At 52.7% G+C, this 17,467-nt stretch carries 12 protein-coding genes, 4 tRNA genes, 3 rRNA genes and 1 riboswitch; of the genes, 3 read left to right on the top strand and 16 right to left on the bottom strand.

What is annotated here, in order from left to right:
• Nucleotides 1-12: 12 nt before the first annotated feature.
• From IYV58_RS00715 to ilvL, 4 genes are all read right to left on the bottom strand, one after another.
• Nucleotides 13-942 carry a branched-chain amino acid transaminase gene (locus tag IYV58_RS00715; RefSeq protein WP_004097473.1) on the bottom strand — a complete coding sequence of 310 codons (930 nt, stop codon included), beginning with the start codon at nt 940-942 and terminating at the stop codon, nt 13-15.
• Nucleotides 943-958: 16 nt separating this feature from the next.
• A complete protein-coding gene (ilvM, locus tag IYV58_RS00710; RefSeq protein ID WP_004107599.1) occupies nt 959-1,216 on the bottom strand; it encodes an acetolactate synthase 2 small subunit in 258 nt (85 codons plus the stop codon).
• Nucleotides 1,213-2,859 carry an acetolactate synthase 2 catalytic subunit gene (ilvG, locus tag IYV58_RS00705; protein ID WP_087828786.1) on the bottom strand — a complete coding sequence of 549 codons (1,647 nt, stop codon included), beginning with the start codon at nt 2,857-2,859 and terminating at the stop codon, nt 1,213-1,215. The genes ilvM and ilvG overlap by 4 nt, the downstream gene beginning before the upstream one ends.
• Nucleotides 2,860-2,998: 139 nt before the next feature.
• Complete coding sequence (ilvL, locus tag IYV58_RS00700; protein WP_001311244.1) at nt 2,999-3,097, bottom strand: ilv operon leader peptide; 99 nt, start codon at nt 3,095-3,097, stop codon at nt 2,999-3,001.
• Between the two features lie 350 nt (nt 3,098-3,447).
• On the opposite strand from ilvL, the gene IYV58_RS00695 reads away from it, so the two are divergent.
• Nucleotides 3,448-4,968, top strand: coding sequence for a YifB family Mg chelatase-like AAA ATPase (locus IYV58_RS00695; RefSeq protein ID WP_195729369.1), 1,521 nt, complete (start codon nt 3,448-3,450; stop codon nt 4,966-4,968).
• Nucleotides 4,969-4,991: 23 nt separating this feature from the next.
• On the opposite strand, the gene IYV58_RS00690 is transcribed toward IYV58_RS00695, so the two are convergent.
• Entirely contained in the window at nt 4,992-5,330 is a 339-nt protein-coding gene (locus IYV58_RS00690) for a MaoP family protein (protein ID WP_004097464.1), read from the bottom strand.
• Nucleotides 5,331-5,448: 118 nt separating this feature from the next.
• On the opposite strand from IYV58_RS00690, the gene hdfR reads away from it, so the two are divergent.
• Nucleotides 5,449-6,270 (top strand): HTH-type transcriptional regulator HdfR, encoded by an 822-nt coding sequence (gene hdfR / locus IYV58_RS00685; RefSeq protein ID WP_004127343.1) that lies wholly within the window; start codon nt 5,449-5,451, stop codon nt 6,268-6,270.
• A gap of 81 nt (nt 6,271-6,351) precedes the next feature.
• Here hdfR and IYV58_RS00680 read toward each other — a convergent pair.
• The 9 genes from IYV58_RS00680 to btuB all read right to left on the bottom strand — a co-directional run bounded on the left by IYV58_RS00680 (nt 6,352) and on the right by btuB (nt 14,932).
• Nucleotides 6,352-6,427: transfer RNA gene (locus IYV58_RS00680), tRNA-Trp, on the bottom strand.
• 53 nt (nt 6,428-6,480) lie between these two features.
• Nucleotides 6,481-6,557, bottom strand: a tRNA-Asp gene (locus tag IYV58_RS00675).
• Nucleotides 6,558-6,612: 55 nt separating this feature from the next.
• Nucleotides 6,613-6,728 (bottom strand): 5S ribosomal RNA (rrf, locus tag IYV58_RS00670).
• A 200-nt stretch (nt 6,729-6,928) separates the two neighbouring features.
• Nucleotides 6,929-9,835 (bottom strand): 23S ribosomal RNA (locus IYV58_RS00665).
• 178 nt (nt 9,836-10,013) lie between these two features.
• Nucleotides 10,014-10,089 (bottom strand) — tRNA-Ala (locus IYV58_RS00660).
• A 108-nt stretch (nt 10,090-10,197) separates the two neighbouring features.
• Nucleotides 10,198-10,274: transfer RNA gene (locus IYV58_RS00655), tRNA-Ile, on the bottom strand.
• Between the two features lie 72 nt (nt 10,275-10,346).
• Nucleotides 10,347-11,886 (bottom strand): 16S ribosomal RNA (locus IYV58_RS00650).
• Together the 16S, 23S and 5S rRNA genes with 4 tRNA genes alongside form the textbook arrangement of a ribosomal RNA operon.
• Before the next feature lie 378 nt (nt 11,887-12,264).
• Complete coding sequence (gene murI / locus IYV58_RS00645; RefSeq protein ID WP_004127341.1) at nt 12,265-13,119, bottom strand: glutamate racemase; 855 nt, start codon at nt 13,117-13,119, stop codon at nt 12,265-12,267.
• The gene (gene btuB, locus IYV58_RS00640; RefSeq protein ID WP_032742227.1) at nt 13,064-14,932 is read right to left on the bottom strand and encodes a TonB-dependent vitamin B12 receptor BtuB; all 1,869 of its coding nucleotides are present in this window, start codon (nt 14,930-14,932) and stop codon (nt 13,064-13,066) included. The genes murI and btuB overlap by 56 nt, the downstream gene beginning before the upstream one ends.
• Nucleotides 14,933-14,996: 64 nt before the next feature.
• Nucleotides 14,997-15,179: riboswitch (cobalamin riboswitch) on the bottom strand.
• Nucleotides 15,180-15,296: 117 nt separating this feature from the next.
• Here btuB and trmA point away from each other — a divergent pair.
• The gene (trmA, locus tag IYV58_RS00635; protein ID WP_139529980.1) at nt 15,297-16,397 is read left to right on the top strand and encodes a tRNA (uridine(54)-C5)-methyltransferase TrmA; all 1,101 of its coding nucleotides are present in this window, start codon (nt 15,297-15,299) and stop codon (nt 16,395-16,397) included.
• A 46-nt stretch (nt 16,398-16,443) separates the two neighbouring features.
• On the opposite strand, the gene IYV58_RS00630 is transcribed toward trmA, so the two are convergent.
• Both IYV58_RS00630 and fabR read right to left on the bottom strand, forming a co-directional pair.
• Nucleotides 16,444-16,803 carry a YijD family membrane protein gene (locus IYV58_RS00630; RefSeq protein ID WP_004127333.1) on the bottom strand — a complete coding sequence of 120 codons (360 nt, stop codon included), beginning with the start codon at nt 16,801-16,803 and terminating at the stop codon, nt 16,444-16,446.
• A 15-nt stretch (nt 16,804-16,818) separates the two neighbouring features.
• A complete protein-coding gene (gene fabR, locus IYV58_RS00625; RefSeq protein WP_004107582.1) occupies nt 16,819-17,454 on the bottom strand; it encodes an HTH-type transcriptional repressor FabR in 636 nt (211 codons plus the stop codon).
• Nucleotides 17,455-17,467: the final 13 nt, after the last annotated feature.

Raw genomic sequence — 17,467 nt, 5'->3', positions numbered from 1 at the left:
ATTTTTTTATGCTTATTGATTAACCTGATCCAACCAGCCCCATTTATCCTCGGTTTCACCGGTGAAGAGGCCAAAGAATGCTTGCTGAATGCGCTTGGTGATCGGGCCGCAGCGGCCTTCGCCCACCTGAATACCATCAACGCTGCGTACCGGCGTGATCTCCGCGGCAGTACCGGACATAAAGACTTCGTCGGCCAGGTACAGGGACTCGCGGGACAATACCTGCTCGCGGACTTCCAGACCCAGGTCTTTCGCCAGCTTGATGATAGCGTCGCGGGTGATGCCCGGCAGCGCGGAAGAGGTGAACGGCGGAGTAAACAACACGCCATCTTTGACTTCAAAGAGATTTTCACCGGCGCCTTCAGAGATATAGCCGTTCACGTCCAGCGCGATACCTTCCTGATAGCCATGGCGACGCGCTTCGCTGCCGACCAGCAGAGAAGAGAGGTAGTTACCGCCCGCTTTAGCTGCGGTTGGGATCGTGTTTGGCGCCGCGCGATTCCAGGAAGAAACCATCGCATCGATCCCCTGATCCAGCGCTTCGGCACCCAGGTAGGCGCCCCACGGGAACGCCGCGATGATCACGTCAGTGTTATAGCCCGGAGGCGGGTTGACGCCCATGCCCACATCGCCGACAAAGACTAACGGACGGATATAGGCGCTGGTCAGGCTGTTTTTACGAATAACTTCGCGGCAGGCTTCCATCAGTTCATCAACGCTCTGAGAAACCGGGAAACGATAGATTTTGGCTGAGTCATGCAGACGCTGCATATGTTCACGGTGACGAAACACCACCGGTCCCTTGTGAGAATCGTAGCAACGAATGCCTTCAAATACGGAAGTCCCGTAGTGCAGCGCATGGGACATTACGTGAACCTTCGCCTCGCCCCACGGAACCATCTCACCATTGAACCAAATGTAGTCAGCTTTTTTCGTCGTCATTATTCTTCCTTTGCGCTCAGGCGCGAATTTGTTGTGATGTTGGTTGCTGGATCTCGACGCAGGCGACGTCCACCAGTTTGCTTAATTGACTAAACAGTAATTCGACGGGCCGCTGGCTGGCAACGGTCAGTTCAATATTAATATTCCGGGCATCGGCGGCGGTTTCCATATTCATCGCGCAAATCTGGAACCCGCGATGGCGCACGACGCGCAGCACGCGTTCTAACGTTTCAGGGTTAAAGCGAGCCTGCAAGGCGACCTGATGTTGCATCATGATAATTTCTCCAGCATTTCTGCATTACTGGCACCGGGCGGCACCAACGGCCAGACGTTCTCAAGTTCATCGATTGAGACATGAAGCAGGTAAGGCCCCTGGCTCGAAAGCATGGTGTCGAGTGCCGCTTCAACCTGGTCTTTACGGGTGATGTGTTGACCAGGGATGCCGAAGGCGCTGGCCAGAGTAAGAAAATCGGGGTTATCGGTAAGAGTGGTTTCGCTATAACGTTCCTGAAAAAACAGCTGCTGCCATTGTCGAACCATTCCTAAACGCTGGTTGTCCAGTAAGACTATCTTCAGCGGCAGCTGCTTGCGTTTTACGGTGCCCAGCTCCTGCACGTTCATCATGAAGGAACCGTCACCGGAGATACAGATAACCGTATCATCGGGGCGGGCCACCTGCGCACCTACCGCTGCGGGCAAGCCGAAACCCATAGTGCCTAATCCACTGGAAGTGATGAAATTCTCCGGGCGCGTATAGGTCATATGCTGCGCTGACCACATCTGATGCTGGCCCACATCGGTTGTCACGACGCAGTCTGCGGGTTTGCGATCGGAAAGCTGCTTCAGCAGCAGCGGGGCATAGATAGCGTCTCCCGGATGGTCATAGCGCCAGGCATGCTCGGCGCGCAGCTGCGCATTACGTTGGCGCCAGGCGTCAATAGACAGCGGCTGCTGCAGTGCGGGCAGCATTACGTTCAAATCGCCGGTCAGGCCGATATGCGCCTGACGGAGCTTGTTCAGTTCAGCCGGATCGATATCCATATGGATAACTTTGGCGTGCGGGGCAAACGTATTCAGCTTACCGGTGACGCGATCGTCAAAGCGAGCGCCTACCGCGATCAGCAGGTCACATTCCTGTACCGCCAGGTTGGCCGCCTTGGTGCCGTGCATCCCCAGCATCCCCAGATAGTAAGGATAATCCGCCGCAACAACCCCCAGCCCTTTCAGGGTGGCGGTCGCTGGCATTTGCGTGACGGCAAGAAATTCGCGCAGCGCCGGTACCGCCTGCGCCATCCCCACGCCGCCGCCTACGTATAACATCGGCTTCTGCGACTGAATCAGCATCTGCAAAGCGTATTCGATATCCGCATATGGAAAATCAACGTCGTCGGCTACCATGGAAAAATGCGGATCGAGATCGCCTTGAGCCAGCTGGATGTCTTTTGGGATATCGACCAACACGGGACCGGGACGCCCGGAGTTTGCTACGTGGAAAGCTTCGGCAATGATTCGCGGCAGTTCTTCCAGCGACTGCACCAGGAAACTGTGCTTGGTGCATGCCAGCGATAAACCGAGGACATCAACTTCCTGGAATGCGTCGGTGCCAATGAACGGGGCAGCAACCTGGCCAGTGATAGCAACAACGGGAACGGAATCAAGCAGTGCGTCGGCGAGGCCGGTGATCAGGTTGGTTGCGCCAGGCCCCGAAGTGGCAATACACACGCCGGTTTTGCCGGTAGCCCTGGCATAGCCGATAGCCGCCATAGCCGCGCCCTGTTCATGCCGGCAAAGTAAGTGTTCCACGCCGCCGTCATACAATGCATCGTAAACCGGCATAATTGCTCCACCCGGATAGCCAAAAACGGTATCGACTCCCTGTGCTCGCAAAGCATGTACTACCCACCGCGCCCCATTCATAGTTACTTCCCCGTCGTAGATCGAGAGAAACAGAATTTTATGCTACCAGCCATCGTCTGCTCCTCTTTTCTGTTTTTAAGTTATAAAAAAACCCCCGGACCTTTCGGTGCGGGGGTCTTAGTTCGTTAAGGCTTGTTTTTTAAGCCTTTCCTCGTCCAAGTGCAGCCCCGCACGGTGGGATAATAATCACCACCACGCTAATCACGACCAGGCTAATCACTCGTAGAAGGGCTGTCATTTTATGTTCTTTCTGGCTTCATGTTCGAAGGAATACCTAAAGAGGTACCACAGACTTCGCGTTAAACACAAGATTTTTTTATGACGTCATTTCTTACCTTGCTAACCATTTACGAAAAAACAATTGTTTTTAATGGAAAAAACATGAAATGAAAATATTTCAATTTGTGGCTTACTCCACAGCACTTTCTCATCTTGTTGCCTGATGACAGCATTTTACGAGGCAGTATCCAACACCAGTGCAAAGCGGAAATTGCCGGGAAATTGGCAGGGAGCAAGCATGCAGAATTTAATATTGCCGAATTACTCAAAAACAAATCCCCGACATAATCCCGGTTCTCAGGAGGTTTTATGTCACTCGCCATTGTTTACACCCGCGCCGCTCTCGGGATCGGCGCCCCGCTTATCACCGTTGAAGTTCATATCAGCAACGGGCTCCCAGGCCTGACAATGGTAGGGCTGCCTGAAACAACGGTTAGAGAAGCGCGTGACCGGGTACGTAGTGCGATTATCAACAGCGGCTACGCTTATCCGGCGAAAAAAATCACTATTAATCTGGCCCCGGCCGATCTGCCAAAAGAAGGTGGAAGATATGATTTACCTATCGCTCTCGCGCTTCTGGTGGCCTCTGAGCAGCTTAAAGCTCCCAGGATAAATCAATATGAGTTTGTCGGCGAGCTGGCGCTTACAGGCACTCTGCGTGGCGTTCCTGGTGCTATATCCAGCGCCATGGAGGCCATAAAAGCGGGGCGGAAGATTGTTATCTCTAATGAGAATTCTCCAGAGGTTGGGTTAATCGGCGGCAGTGACTGTCTTATCGCCACCGATCTCCAGGAAGTCTGCGCTTTTCTCGAAGGTCAACATACCCTGGCTAACCCCCTTTCCGAAGGGGAATATTCGGATGAAACATCGGTTGATTTGCGTGATGTTATTGGCCAGCGGCAGGGGAAACGAGCGCTGGAAATCATTGCAGCAGGTGGTCACAACCTGCTGATGATAGGCCCGCCCGGCACAGGAAAAACGATGCTCGCCAGTCGATTACCGGGACTAATGCCGCCGCTGAGTAACCAGGAAGCGCTAGAAAGCGCAGCAATACTTAGCCTGGTCGATTCCAGGCATGCCATGAAAAATTGGCGCCGCAGGCCCTTTCGCGCCCCGCATCATAGCGCCTCCCTCGCGGCCATGGTCGGCGGAGGCTCAATTCCGGCACCGGGAGAGATCTCCCTTGCCCATAACGGCGTCCTGTTCCTGGATGAGTTGCCTGAATTCGAACGCAGGGTTCTGGATGCGTTACGCGAACCCATTGAGTCAGGGGTTATCCATATCTCGCGCACCCGCGCCAAAATCGATTATCCAGCCCGTTTCCAGCTTATTGCAGCGATGAATCCCAGCCCGACAGGGCACTATCAGGGCCAGCATAATCGCGCTTCACCGGAACAGACGCTACGCTACCTTGGTCGTTTATCCGGCCCGTTTCTTGACCGGTTCGATCTCTCCCTGGAGATCCCACTTCCCCCGCCGGGGGTGCTCAGCCAGGGAACAAACGAAGAGGAAAGTAGCGCCTGCGTACGCCAACGTGTTCTGGCCGCACGCGAAAGGCAGCTATCGCGGCAGAAAAAACTTAATGCGCATCTGGGAAATGATGAGATGAAAATCTGCTGCCAGCTTCATCAAGATGACGCTATCTGGCTGGAGCAGACGCTAACACAGCTTGGACTTTCAATCCGTGCCTGGCAGCGCCTGCTTAAAGTTTCCCGGACTATTGCCGATATTGAAGCCGTCGAGCGCATCGAACGTCATCATCTGCAGGAGGCTCTTGGCTATCGGGCAATAGACAGAATGTTGGGCTATCTACAAAAAATGATGGCGTAAAAAAAGGGCTTACGCCCTTTTTCTTAATCATCGCTTTCTGTGTAATCTTCCGTACCTTCCACCTGCGGCTTGCCGCCGGACAAAGTATGGAAACGCTTCGGACGCTTAATCCGCGCCATGTACTTAATCCAGACGCGTTCTGCTTCCGTCGCGGGCTCACGTTCACCGCGACATACCGAAACAAACTGTTTTTCATCGTCGGTGACAGGCTCGCGTTTACCTAGTTCGAGTTCATTAAAGGCATAACCATGACGTTCCAGCAGTTGCGCCTCTTTGATGGTGAAATCTCCATGACGGGAAAACCCGCGCGGATAATTTTTATTGTCGAAAAAACGATTAGTTGTCGTAAAGCTTTCCGCCATCCTACACGCTCCTGATTCTTTGGCCGAGCTAATTATGGCGCGGAGTATTAGTTACGCTTGACAGAGCGTCAAACAAAACATTTAAATCATCACGACAAATAATTTTGCGGAGAAGAGTGTGGATACGGAATTGCTCAAGACTTTCCTTGAGGTGAGCAGAACTCGCCACTTTGGCCGAGCCGCAGAGGCGCTTTATCTGACGCAGTCAGCAGTTAGCTTTCGTATTCGTCAACTGGAGAACCAGCTGGGGGTAAATCTTTTTACCCGCCATCGTAATAATATCCGTCTGACCTCAGCCGGAGAGAAACTGCTGCCCTACGCCGAAACGCTGATGAATACCTGGCAAGCTGCGCGCAAGGAGGTCGCGAATGCTTCCCGACATAATGAATTTTCGATCGGTGCCAGCGCTTCTCTGTGGGAATGTCTGCTTAACGGATGGCTGGGCAAGCTCTATACGGAGCCCTATAACCTCCAGTTTGAGGCGCGGATTGCGCAGCGCCAATCGCTGGTCAAACAGCTGCACGAACGTCAACTTGATCTCTTGATCACGACAGAATCGCCGAAGATGGATGAATTAAGCAGCCAGTTATTGGGTAATTTTACCCTGGCGCTTTATTGTGCCTCTCCGGCTAAATACACAAATGAATTGAATTATTTACGCCTGGAGTGGGGGCCCGATTTCCAACAAAACGAAGCTGGATTGATCGGAAATGATGATATTCCTCTGCTGACCACCAGTTCTGCCGAATTAGCTTACCAACAACTCAGCGCCCTTAAAGGATGTACATGGTTGCCCGTACTCTGGGCTCAGGGGAAAAATAATCTGCACACGGTGACCGACAGTGCGACGCTCTCAAGGCCTCTCTATGCAATTTGGCTACAAAACAGCGATAAACAAGCGCAGATTCGGGAGATCCTGAAGCACAATATATTGGAATAGACGCACTCCTCCAGGGATGGAGGACGATCGGCGGGAAATTTAAAGCAAAAAAAATCCTTTGCCTGAGCAAAGGATTATATATGGCAGGGGCGGAGAGACTCGAACTCGCGACACCCGGTTTTGGAGACCGGTGCTCTACCAACTGAGCTACGCCCCTAAAGTTTCTTATCATTAAGCCTGCTTAATCAGCAGGCTTAATTTTTTAATAAGTGGCGGAACGGACGGGACTCGAACCCGCGACCCCCTGCGTGACAGGCAGGTATTCTAACCGACTGAACTACCGCTCCACCGAATACTTCTGTAACCACCGGATTAATACACCGGCTTACTACTTAATTTGATGCCTGGCAGTTCCCTACTCTCACATGGGGAGACCCCACACTACCATCGGCGCTACGGCGTTTCACTTCTGAGTTCGGCATGGGGTCAGGTGGGACCACCGCGCTATCGCCGCCAGGCAAATTCTTTGTGCTCAGTACGCAATTCTTTATCGCATCTGCCGCGTTGCCCGCGCTCGTAAAGTCAGTCACATACCTCAGTATGCTCCTTCCTTTCCTTCGCTTGTCGCCTTGCTGCTGCGCAAATTATTGCGTACTCAACTCTGAATCAATGCTGAAATTGTTGTCTTCTCAATCCGCCAAAACATCTTCGGCGTTGTAAGGTTAAGCCTCACGGTTCATTAGTACCGGTTAGCTCAACGCATCGCTGCGCTTACACACCCGGCCTATCAACGTCGTCGTCTTCAACGTTCCTTCAGGACTCTCAAGGAGTCAGGGAGAACTCATCTCGGGGCAAGTTTCGTACTTAGATGCTTTCAGCACTTATCTCTTCCGCATTTAGCTACCGGGCAATGCCATTGGCATGACAACCCGAACACCAGTGATGCGTCCACTCCGGTCCTCTCGTACTAGGAGCAGCCCCCCTCAATTCTCCAGCGCCCACGGCAGATAGGGACCGAACTGTCTCACGACGTTCTAAACCCAGCTCGCGTACCACTTTAAATGGCGAACAGCCATACCCTTGGGACCTACTTCAGCCCCAGGATGTGATGAGCCGACATCGAGGTGCCAAACACCGCCGTCGATATGAACTCTTGGGCGGTATCAGCCTGTTATCCCCGGAGTACCTTTTATCCGTTGAGCGATGGCCCTTCCATTCAGAACCACCGGATCACTATGACCTGCTTTCGCACCTGCTCGCGCCGTCACGCTCGCAGTCAAGCCAGCTTATGCCATTGCACTAACCTCCTGATGTCCGACCAGGATTAGCTGACCTTCGTGCTCCTCCGTTACTCTTTAGGAGGAGACCGCCCCAGTCAAACTACCCACCAGACACTGTCCGCAACCCGGATTACGGGCCCACGTTAGAACACCAGCCATTAAAGGGTGGTATTTCAAGGATGGCTCCACGCAGACTGGCGTCCACGCTTCAAAGCCTCCCACCTATCCTACACATCAAGGACCAGTGTTCAGTGTCAAGCTATAGTAAAGGTTCACGGGGTCTTTCCGTCTTGCCGCGGGTACACTGCATCTTCACAGCGAGTTCAATTTCACTGAGTCTCGGGTGGAGACAGCCTGGCCATCATTACGCCATTCGTGCAGGTCGGAACTTACCCGACAAGGAATTTCGCTACCTTAGGACCGTTATAGTTACGGCCGCCGTTTACCGGGGCTTCGATCAAGAGCTTCTCCTTACGGATAACCCCATCAATTAACCTTCCGGCACCGGGCAGGCGTCACACCGTATACGTCCACTTTCGTGTTTGCACAGTGCTGTGTTTTTAATAAACAGTTGCAGCCAGCTGGTATCTTCGACTGATTTCAGCTCCATGGGTAAACCACTTCACCTACATATCAGCGTGCCTTCTCCCGAAGTTACGGCACCATTTTGCCTAGTTCCTTCACCCGAGTTCTCTCAAGCGCCTTGGTATTCTCTACCTGACCACCTGTGTCGGTTTGGGGTACGATTTGATGTTACCTGATGCTTAGAGGCTTTTCCTGGAAGCAGGGCATTTGTCACTTCAGCACCGTAGTGCCTCGTCATCACGCCTCAGTGTTAAAGTGAACCGGATTTACCTGGAACACACACCTACACGCTTAAACCGGGACAACCGTCGCCCGGCCAACATAGCCTTCTCCGTCCCCCCTTCGCAGTAACACCAAGTACAGGAATATTAACCTGTTTCCCATCGACTACGCCTTTCGGCCTCGCCTTAGGGGTCGACTCACCCTGCCCCGATTAACGTTGGACAGGAACCCTTGGTCTTCCGGCGTGCGGGTTTTTCACCCGCATTATCGTTACTTATGTCAGCATTCGCACTTCTGATACCTCCAGCAACCCTCACAGGCCACCTTCAACGGCTTACAGAACGCTCCCCTACCCAACAACGCCTAAGCGTCGCTGCCGCAGCTTCGGTGCATGGTTTAGCCCCGTTACATCTTCCGCGCAGGCCGACTCGACCAGTGAGCTATTACGCTTTCTTTAAATGATGGCTGCTTCTAAGCCAACATCCTGGCTGTCTGGGCCTTCCCACATCGTTTCCCACTTAACCATGACTTTGGGACCTTAGCTGGCGGTCTGGGTTGTTTCCCTCTTCACGACGGACGTTAGCACCCGCCGTGTGTCTCCCGTGATAACATTCTTCGGTATTCGTAGTTTGCATCGGGTTGGTAAGTCGGGATGACCCCCTAGCCGAAACAGTGCTCTACCCCCGAAGATGAGTTCACGAGGCGCTACCTAAATAGCTTTCGGGGAGAACCAGCTATCTCCCGGTTTGATTGGCCTTTCACCCCCAGCCACAAGTCATCCGCTAATTTTTCAACATTAGTCGGTTCGGTCCTCCAGTTAGTGTTACCCAACCTTCAACCTGCCCATGGCTAGATCACCGGGTTTCGGGTCTATACCCTGCAACTTAACGCCCAGTTAAGACTCGGTTTCCCTGCGGCTCCCCTATACGGTTAACCTTGCTACAGAATATAAGTCGCTGACCCATTATACAAAAGGTACGCAGTCACCCAACAAGTGGGCTCCTACTGCTTGTACGTACACGGTTTCAGGTTCTTTTTCACTCCCCTCGCCGGGGTTCTTTTCGCCTTTCCCTCACGGTACTGGTTCACTATCGGTCAGTCAGGAGTATTTAGCCTTGGAGGATGGTCCCCCCATATTCAGACAGGATACCACGTGTCCCGCCCTACTCTTCGAGTTCACAGCCTGTGTGTTTTAGTGTACGGGAGTATCACCCTGTACCCTGCGACTTTCCAGACGCTTCCACTAACACACAAGCTGATTCAGACTCCGGGCTGCTCCCCGTTCGCTCGCCGCTACTGGGGGAATCTCGGTTGATTTCTTTTCCTCGGGGTACTTAGATGTTTCAGTTCCCCCGGTTCGCCTCGTTTGACTATGTATTCATCAAACGATAGTGCAACGAATTGCACTGGGTTTCCCCATTCGGACATCGCCGGCTGTAACGGTTCATATCACCTTACCGACGCTTTTCGCAGATTAGCACGTCCTTCATCGCCTCTGACTGCCAGGGCATCCACCGTGTACGCTTAGTCGCTTAACCTCACAACCCGAAGATGTTTCGTAAAACATCATCGTGTCGCGAAAATTTGAGAGACTCGAACACACATAACATGTGTGTCGTTTCAATTTTCAGCTTGATCCAGATTTTTAAAGAGCAAAACTTCGCAGTGAACCTTTTCAGGTACACTCTGAAGTTTTCTTGTGGTGTGCAGTAAAGATGGTGGAGCTATGCGGGATCGAACCGCAGACCTCCTGCGTGCAAAGCAGGCGCTCTCCCAGCTGAGCTATAGCCCCATCGTAGTTAAATCTCATCAACCTTAATTTCTGTTGAGGCAAGGCGGGGTGACACGAAGCATACTTAAAGTATGTGAGTGTCGCCGCAACGCAGCATCAGCAGAAATTTGGTAGGCCTGAGTGGACTTGAACCACCGACCTCACCCTTATCAGGGGTGCGCTCTAACCACCTGAGCTACAAGCCTGCAGAGATTTTCTTACTGCTTATTTTTCATCAGACAATCTGTGTGAGCACTACAAAGGCAGGTTCTTTAAGGTAAGGAGGTGATCCAACCGCAGGTTCCCCTACGGTTACCTTGTTACGACTTCACCCCAGTCATGAATCACAAAGTGGTAAGCGCCCTCCCGAAGGTTAAGCTACCTACTTCTTTTGCAACCCACTCCCATGGTGTGACGGGCGGTGTGTACAAGGCCCGGGAACGTATTCACCGTGGCATTCTGATCCACGATTACTAGCGATTCCGACTTCATGGAGTCGAGTTGCAGACTCCAATCCGGACTACGACATACTTTATGAGGTCCGCTTGCTCTCGCGAGGTCGCTTCTCTTTGTATATGCCATTGTAGCACGTGTGTAGCCCTACTCGTAAGGGCCATGATGACTTGACGTCATCCCCACCTTCCTCCAGTTTATCACTGGCAGTCTCCTTTGAGTTCCCGGCCGGACCGCTGGCAACAAAGGATAAGGGTTGCGCTCGTTGCGGGACTTAACCCAACATTTCACAACACGAGCTGACGACAGCCATGCAGCACCTGTCTCAGAGTTCCCGAAGGCACCAAAGCATCTCTGCTAAGTTCTCTGGATGTCAAGAGTAGGTAAGGTTCTTCGCGTTGCATCGAATTAAACCACATGCTCCACCGCTTGTGCGGGCCCCCGTCAATTCATTTGAGTTTTAACCTTGCGGCCGTACTCCCCAGGCGGTCGACTTAACGCGTTAGCTCCGGAAGCCACTCCTCAAGGGAACAACCTCCAAGTCGACATCGTTTACAGCGTGGACTACCAGGGTATCTAATCCTGTTTGCTCCCCACGCTTTCGCACCTGAGCGTCAGTCTTTGTCCAGGGGGCCGCCTTCGCCACCGGTATTCCTCCAGATCTCTACGCATTTCACCGCTACACCTGGAATTCTACCCCCCTCTACAAGACTCCAGCCTGCCAGTTTCGAATGCAGTTCCCAGGTTGAGCCCGGGGATTTCACATCCGACTTGACAGACCGCCTGCGTGCGCTTTACGCCCAGTAATTCCGATTAACGCTTGCACCCTCCGTATTACCGCGGCTGCTGGCACGGAGTTAGCCGGTGCTTCTTCTGCGGGTAACGTCAATGAATAAGGTTATTAACCTTACTCCCTTCCTCCCCGCTGAAAGTACTTTACAACCCGAAGGCCTTCTTCATACACGCGGCATGGCTGCATCAGGCTTGCGCCCATTGTGCAATATTCCCCACTGCTGCCTCCCGTAGGAGTCTGGACCGTGTCTCAGTTCCAGTGTGGCTGGTCATCCTCTCAGACCAGCTAGGGATCGTCGCCTAGGTGAGCCGTTACCCCACCTACTAGCTAATCCCATCTGGGCACATCTGATGGCAAGAGGCCCGAAGGTCCCCCTCTTTGGTCTTGCGACGTTATGCGGTATTAGCTACCGTTTCCAGTAGTTATCCCCCTCCATCAGGCAGTTTCCCAGACATTACTCACCCGTCCGCCACTCGTCACCCGAGAGCAAGCTCTCTGTGCTACCGTTCGACTTGCATGTGTTAGGCCTGCCGCCAGCGTTCAATCTGAGCCATGATCAAACTCTTCAATTTAAGTTTGATGCTCGTGAATTAAACTTCGTAATGAATTACGTATGTTCACTCAGAGACTTGGTATTCATTTTTCGTCTTGCGACGTTAAGAATCCATGTCACTTTGAGTGCCCACACAGATTGTCTGATAAATTGTTAAAGAGCAGTGCAACGCGGCTTTCGCTCACCGTTGCGAGGTCCCGTATAATACGTTTTCCTCATTCAGAGTCAAGCGTTTAATTTTGCTTTTCTCTGCCGGCATTCATCGCTGAATCCCGCTGACCCGGCGGCTTGCGTGCCGTTGTTCCGTGTCAGTGGAGGCGCATTATAGGGAGTTCTGAGACGTTGACAAGCCCTGTTTTCAAAAAATCTTTCAACCGTCTCTTTTTTGTGCAAAACGCTATGAAAGCGGTAATTTTTCCAGCGATTCGAAGCCATAGCGCCGCAAAACGCTCAAAAGCTGCTCAGTTTCAGGCGTCAACGCCATACAGTACGCAATATTGACATCACTCGATTTTGCGTCAGGCGCTTCGTGCTCTAATAGCCAGGCTGTGCGACGCGCAATTGCCGCCCCGGAGTCGATCATTCTCGTCCCTTCCGGCAGAACCTGCTGCAGCTCTTCTTGTATTAGAGGGAAATGCGTACACCCCAGCACAACCGTATCAGGCGGTTCCTGCATTCTCAGCCAGGGACGCAGGATACGTCGCAGTTCATCCAGCGGGACCGGTTCACCGTGGAGCTTAGCCTCCGCCAGCTCCACCAGCTCTGCCGACCCCAGCATTTCAATTTTGCATTCATTCGCAAAGCGAGAGATCAGTTCGCGCGTATAAGGACGTTTTACCGTTCCGCGCGTCGCCAGAAGACCAACAACGCCATTCGCCGTTAAGCGAGCCGCGGGTTTTATCGCCGGAACGACGCCGACAACCGGAAAGGCGAATTTATCGCGTAATGCGGGGAGGGAAACGGTACTTGCGGTGTTACAGGCAATGACGGCCAATGCCAACGGATAGCGCTGCTGTACCGCGGTAACGATCTCCAGAACGCGTTCAACGATAAATTCTTCGCTCTTCTCCCCGTAAGGGAATGCCACGTTATCGAAAGCGTAGATGTAATGCAGATCCGGCAGAAGCTGCCGAATCTCGTTGTAAACCGACAGCCCACCGACGCCGGAATCAAACACCAGCACGGTGGGACGTGGATCAGAAGGTGTAGCTGCCAGACAAGTAGTATTCTCGTCCTGCAGTTTGGTAGCCATAAGCTGTCTCGTAATCTTTATCGAACAGGTTAGCTATTTTACCACGAACTGTCAGGCGATCGGTGATCGGATACGATGCAGAAACGTCTACAGTGCTGTAGCTCGGCAAAATCCTTTGCGTATTGTTGTACTGGGAGGTGTTGTTATCGTAGCGCTTCCCATAATACTGCCAGGACACATCCATATCGACATCAAACACGGACCAGTCTAGCTGATACTTTGCCTGTCGTTTAGAACGTCGGGCCAGCACTTCACCGTTATCATCGTTACGCGGATCGACATACTGCAACGTTACGCGATGGCTGAAAATACCGGTATCGACACTTCCCGTCCACTCCACGCCTTTAATCGTCGCGGCATTAATATTGTCGTACTCCCCTTCATAGGTGACAGGATCGGAGTAATAGGTAATCAGGTTAGTAATCTTGTAATGGTATGCGGACAAGCGCCAGTCCACGGGACCTGTGAGCCCTTCCAGCCCCGCTTCCCACTGCTTCGACTCTTCAGGCTTCAGGTTGGGATTCGCGTTGATACCAAATCGGGTCGAACCAAACTGTTGTCCTAAAGAAGGTGCAAGGAAGCCGGTACCGTAGCCGAGGGTCAAGCGATAGTTTTCAACAAACTCCCAGCCTGCGGTCGTCTGCCAAGTACCATGCCAGCCAAACTGCTCATCGTGGTCTTCACGCCCGGAAGCTTCGAGGGTCACATCGCCAAACTGCTGCTGGCCCGTCAGATACAGTCCCGTATTGTCACGTTTATAGGTATCCGACATCGTCGTGTCTGATGACGTTAATCGCTGCTGCTGCCAGTCCACCCCTGCGCTGACAGAACCATGACCCACAATAACGTTATTACCCCACTGCAGGTTACGCTGCGTCATCCTGTCGAGCGTCGTACCATCGTTGTAACGGCCATAGATACTGCTGTAGTTGTAGTCCTTTACCTTCTGGTAGCTGGCGATAAGCTGAGAGGAGTAGATACCGGAATTAAAGTTCAGCCCCGCATCCCAGCTTTGGTTGTAGAGCTGGTTTTCATCGGCGCTGTAGGCCGGGCTATACGGCGGGCTTCCAAGATCGTAATCAGAGTTATTGGTATAGCTGTGTCCGCGGAAGAAACCGTCAAAATTCTCGTTAAATGTATGCTCGAGGCTGCCCCAAAATGTTTTATTACGAAAACCGTCGCGATCGCCGTCGTGCTCCCAGGTTGAACCAGGCTGAACGTTGAAGCCTTTATTACCCTCATAGGAGCCCGCAACCGTCGCCACCGTATCGCCAAAGCGATGGCGCAGGGTACCGTCATATTGTTGGTAACCTTTAGAACCTACCCCAGCGGTAATTTTGGATTGTTCTTTATCAGAGTGCGTAATGACGTTAATCACCCCGCCCATAGCCCCGGATCCATAAATCGCCGAACGCGGGCCGCGGATATATTCGACGCGCTGTACCAGCGATAAAGGGATCTGATTCAAATCAGGGTTATTTGTAATTCCCGGTCGGGCCATGGGAACGCCGTCAACCAGCACCAGCACCTGTTTGGCTTCAGTACCACGGATAAACAGAGAGGAGGATTGCCCCATGCCACCATTTTGCGCGACATCCACGCCAGGCAATCGGCGCATCACATCGTTCAAATCTTTCGCCTGCCAGCGCTCGATATCTTCCCGGGTAACCACATCGGTCGGCGCAAGGACCGTATTGACCGGCTGTTGAAAACGGTTTGCTGTGACCACTAACGTATCTGAATTGCTGTCCTGCGCCCAGCCGGAAAATGCCGTGACGGAGAGCGCCGTCATCAGCGAAGCTTTTTTAATCATTTTAAAGCATCCGTAATAAATAAAGGATGCCGCCGGCTCTATCAGTAGCACGCGATGATAGAAACCAAATGCGACGTATTCCGGCAGGTCTTCGGGCTTGGAGTGTTTGATGGATGAGGACTTCCCGCTAAATAACCGCAGTGTCTGCATAATGCGCTCATCCCACTTTTCCTTACCGCTGCGCGTCAGCTCCAGATTTACACTGGATTCCCTATTAACTCATAGGACCGGTAGCACGATGCTATAATCAGAAACATATAGATGTCCAGACTTCTACCGTTATATTTCCTTATATCATCAGGGCTGGACATCCCCGGCGCTTTCCCTACAATCCCCCGCGTACTTATTTTATTCAGGATGCATCATGACCCCCGAACACCTTCCTACCGAACAATATGAAGCGCAGCTGGCAGAAAAAGTCGTCCGTTTGCAGAAAATGATGGCGCCTTTCAGCGCCCCGGTTCCGGAAGTGTTTCGTTCGCCGGTCAGCCACTATCGCATGCGCGCAGAGTTCCGCCTGTGGCACGATGGCGATGACCTGTACCACATTATGTTTGATCAGCAGACCAAATCCCGCATTCGCGTCGATACCTTCCCGGCCGCCAGCGAGCTGATTAATCAGCTGATGGCCGCGGTGATTGAAGGCGTACGCGATAACCCGGTACTGCGCCATAAACTGTTTCAGGTGGATTATCTGACCACCCTGAGCAATCAGGCCGTGATATCGCTGCTGTATCATAAGAAGCTCGACGATGAATGGCGTCAGCAGGCAGAGCGCTTCCGCGATGCGCTGCGAGCGCAAAATCTGAATGTGCATCTGATTGGCCGCGCGACGAAAACTAAAATCGAGCTGGATCAAGACTATATCGATGAACGTCTGCCAGTTGGCGGGCGTGAAATGATCTATCGTCAGGTTGAGAATAGCTTCACCCAGCCAAACGCGGTAATGAACGTCCAGATGCTGGAGTGGGCTATCGATGCCACCAAAGGCGCAACTGGCGACCTGCTTGAGCTGTATTGCGGTAACGGTAACTTTTCGCTGGCGTTGGCACGTAATTTCGAACGCGTGCTGGCAACGGAAATCGCTAAACCGTCCGTCGCGGCGGCGCAATATAATATTGCAGCGAACCACATTGATAATGTGCAGATTATCCGCATGTCGGCGGAAGAGTTTACCCAGGCGATGAACGGCGTGCGGGAGTTTAACCGCCTGCAGGGCATTGATCTGAAGAGCTATCAGTGTGAGACGATTTTCGTTGATCCGCCGCGCAGTGGGCTGGATAGCGAAACGGAGAAAATGGTGCAGGCGTATCCGCGTATTCTGTATATCTCCTGCAATCCGGAGACCCTATGCCAGAACCTGGAAACGCTCAGTGAGACCCACGCGGTCACGCGCCTGGCGCTATTCGACCAGTTCCCGTATACCCATCATATGGAATGCGGCGTGCTGCTAACGAAGAAGTAAAGCTGCGCGAGAAAACCCGGCAACAGCGCTGCTGCCGGGTGAGAGATTATTCCGCGACCGCGTTCTTGCGGTTGCGCAATTTGTAGCCAATCCAGAACACCATAATCACTGACAGAACTGCCGGGAAGAAGTTAGAGCCGATGTCCGGATACTCCGCGCGCACAACGGTGCTGTAAACCAACACGCCGAGAATAAAGCAAGCAGCGGCAAGCCCCGGCAAACCCACGGGCATACTACGATTCTGATAGCGCTGATGCAGGCAGTATACCGTCAGCACCAACGACAAGATGGGGAAGATGGAAAAAGGGACAATGGAGCTGAACAGCGCGGCGAAGGTACCATTAATGGATAAACCTGCGATCAGCGCCAGCAGCAGCGTACCTCTATCTTGTACTGAGTGTTTCATTGCTCGTCCTTCACGTTATTCGGAATGATTTGATATTTTTTCTTGTTCACGGCGATACCAGTAATACGCGCCTTTCGAGATCATTCTGAGCTGCAGCACCAGGCGTTCTTCCAGCTGTCGACGCTGCTCCGGGCCTACATCGAGAGCCTCAGCGCCAGCGCTAAATACGATGGTGACCATAGCTTCAGCCTGCGCTTCGGTAAAGGCGCGCGGCATATGGTTTTCGATTTCTAAATAGTCGGCAAGTTCCGCGATAAAATGCTGAATTTCACGCGCCACGGCGGCGCGAAACGCCGCAGACGTACCGGAGCGTTCCCGCAGCAGCAGGCGGAAGGCGTTCGGATTGTTGCCAATAAATTCCATAAAGGTGGAAACAGAGGTGCGAATGACGCTGCCGCCTTTCGCGATACGCTGGCGCGCCTGACGCATCAGCTGGCGCAGCATAAGCCCGCTTTCATCCACCATGGTCAGACCAAGCTCATCGACATCACGAAAATGGCGATAGAAGGACGTCGGGGCGATCCCCGCTTCCCGCGCAACTTCGCGCAGGCTTAAGCTGGCAAAACTGCGTTCAGCACTTAGCTGGCTAAATGCCGCTTCCACCAGCGAACGCCGGGTTTTTTCTTTTTGTTGCGCTCTTACGCCCATCACGTTGTCTGAATCC

The sequence above is a fragment of the Klebsiella sp. BDA134-6 genome (genome assembly GCF_015601345.1).
In the GTDB taxonomy this organism is placed as follows: Bacteria; Pseudomonadota; Gammaproteobacteria; order Enterobacterales; family Enterobacteriaceae; genus Klebsiella; species Klebsiella grimontii.
This window is presented reverse-complemented; position numbering and strand designations above follow the sequence as displayed.

Coding starts and splice junctions, on each gene's coding strand:
- IYV58_RS00715 (WP_004097473.1), bottom strand. CDS start 942: ATGACGACGAAAAAAGCTGACTACATTTGGTTCAATGGTGAGATGGTT.
- ilvM (WP_004107599.1), bottom strand. CDS start 1,216: ATGATGCAACATCAGGTCGCCTTGCAGGCTCGCTTTAACCCTGAAACG.
- ilvG (WP_087828786.1), bottom strand. CDS start 2,859: ATGAATGGGGCGCGGTGGGTAGTACATGCTTTGCGAGCACAGGGAGTC.
- ilvL (WP_001311244.1), bottom strand. CDS start 3,097: ATGACAGCCCTTCTACGAGTGATTAGCCTGGTCGTGATTAGCGTGGTG.
- IYV58_RS00695 (WP_195729369.1), top strand. CDS start 3,448: ATGTCACTCGCCATTGTTTACACCCGCGCCGCTCTCGGGATCGGCGCC.
- IYV58_RS00690 (WP_004097464.1), bottom strand. CDS start 5,330: ATGGCGGAAAGCTTTACGACAACTAATCGTTTTTTCGACAATAAAAAT.
- murI (WP_004127341.1), bottom strand. CDS start 13,119: ATGGCTACCAAACTGCAGGACGAGAATACTACTTGTCTGGCAGCTACA.
- btuB (WP_032742227.1), bottom strand. CDS start 14,932: ATGATTAAAAAAGCTTCGCTGATGACGGCGCTCTCCGTCACGGCATTT.
- trmA (WP_139529980.1), top strand. CDS start 15,297: ATGACCCCCGAACACCTTCCTACCGAACAATATGAAGCGCAGCTGGCA.
- IYV58_RS00630 (WP_004127333.1), bottom strand. CDS start 16,803: ATGAAACACTCAGTACAAGATAGAGGTACGCTGCTGCTGGCGCTGATC.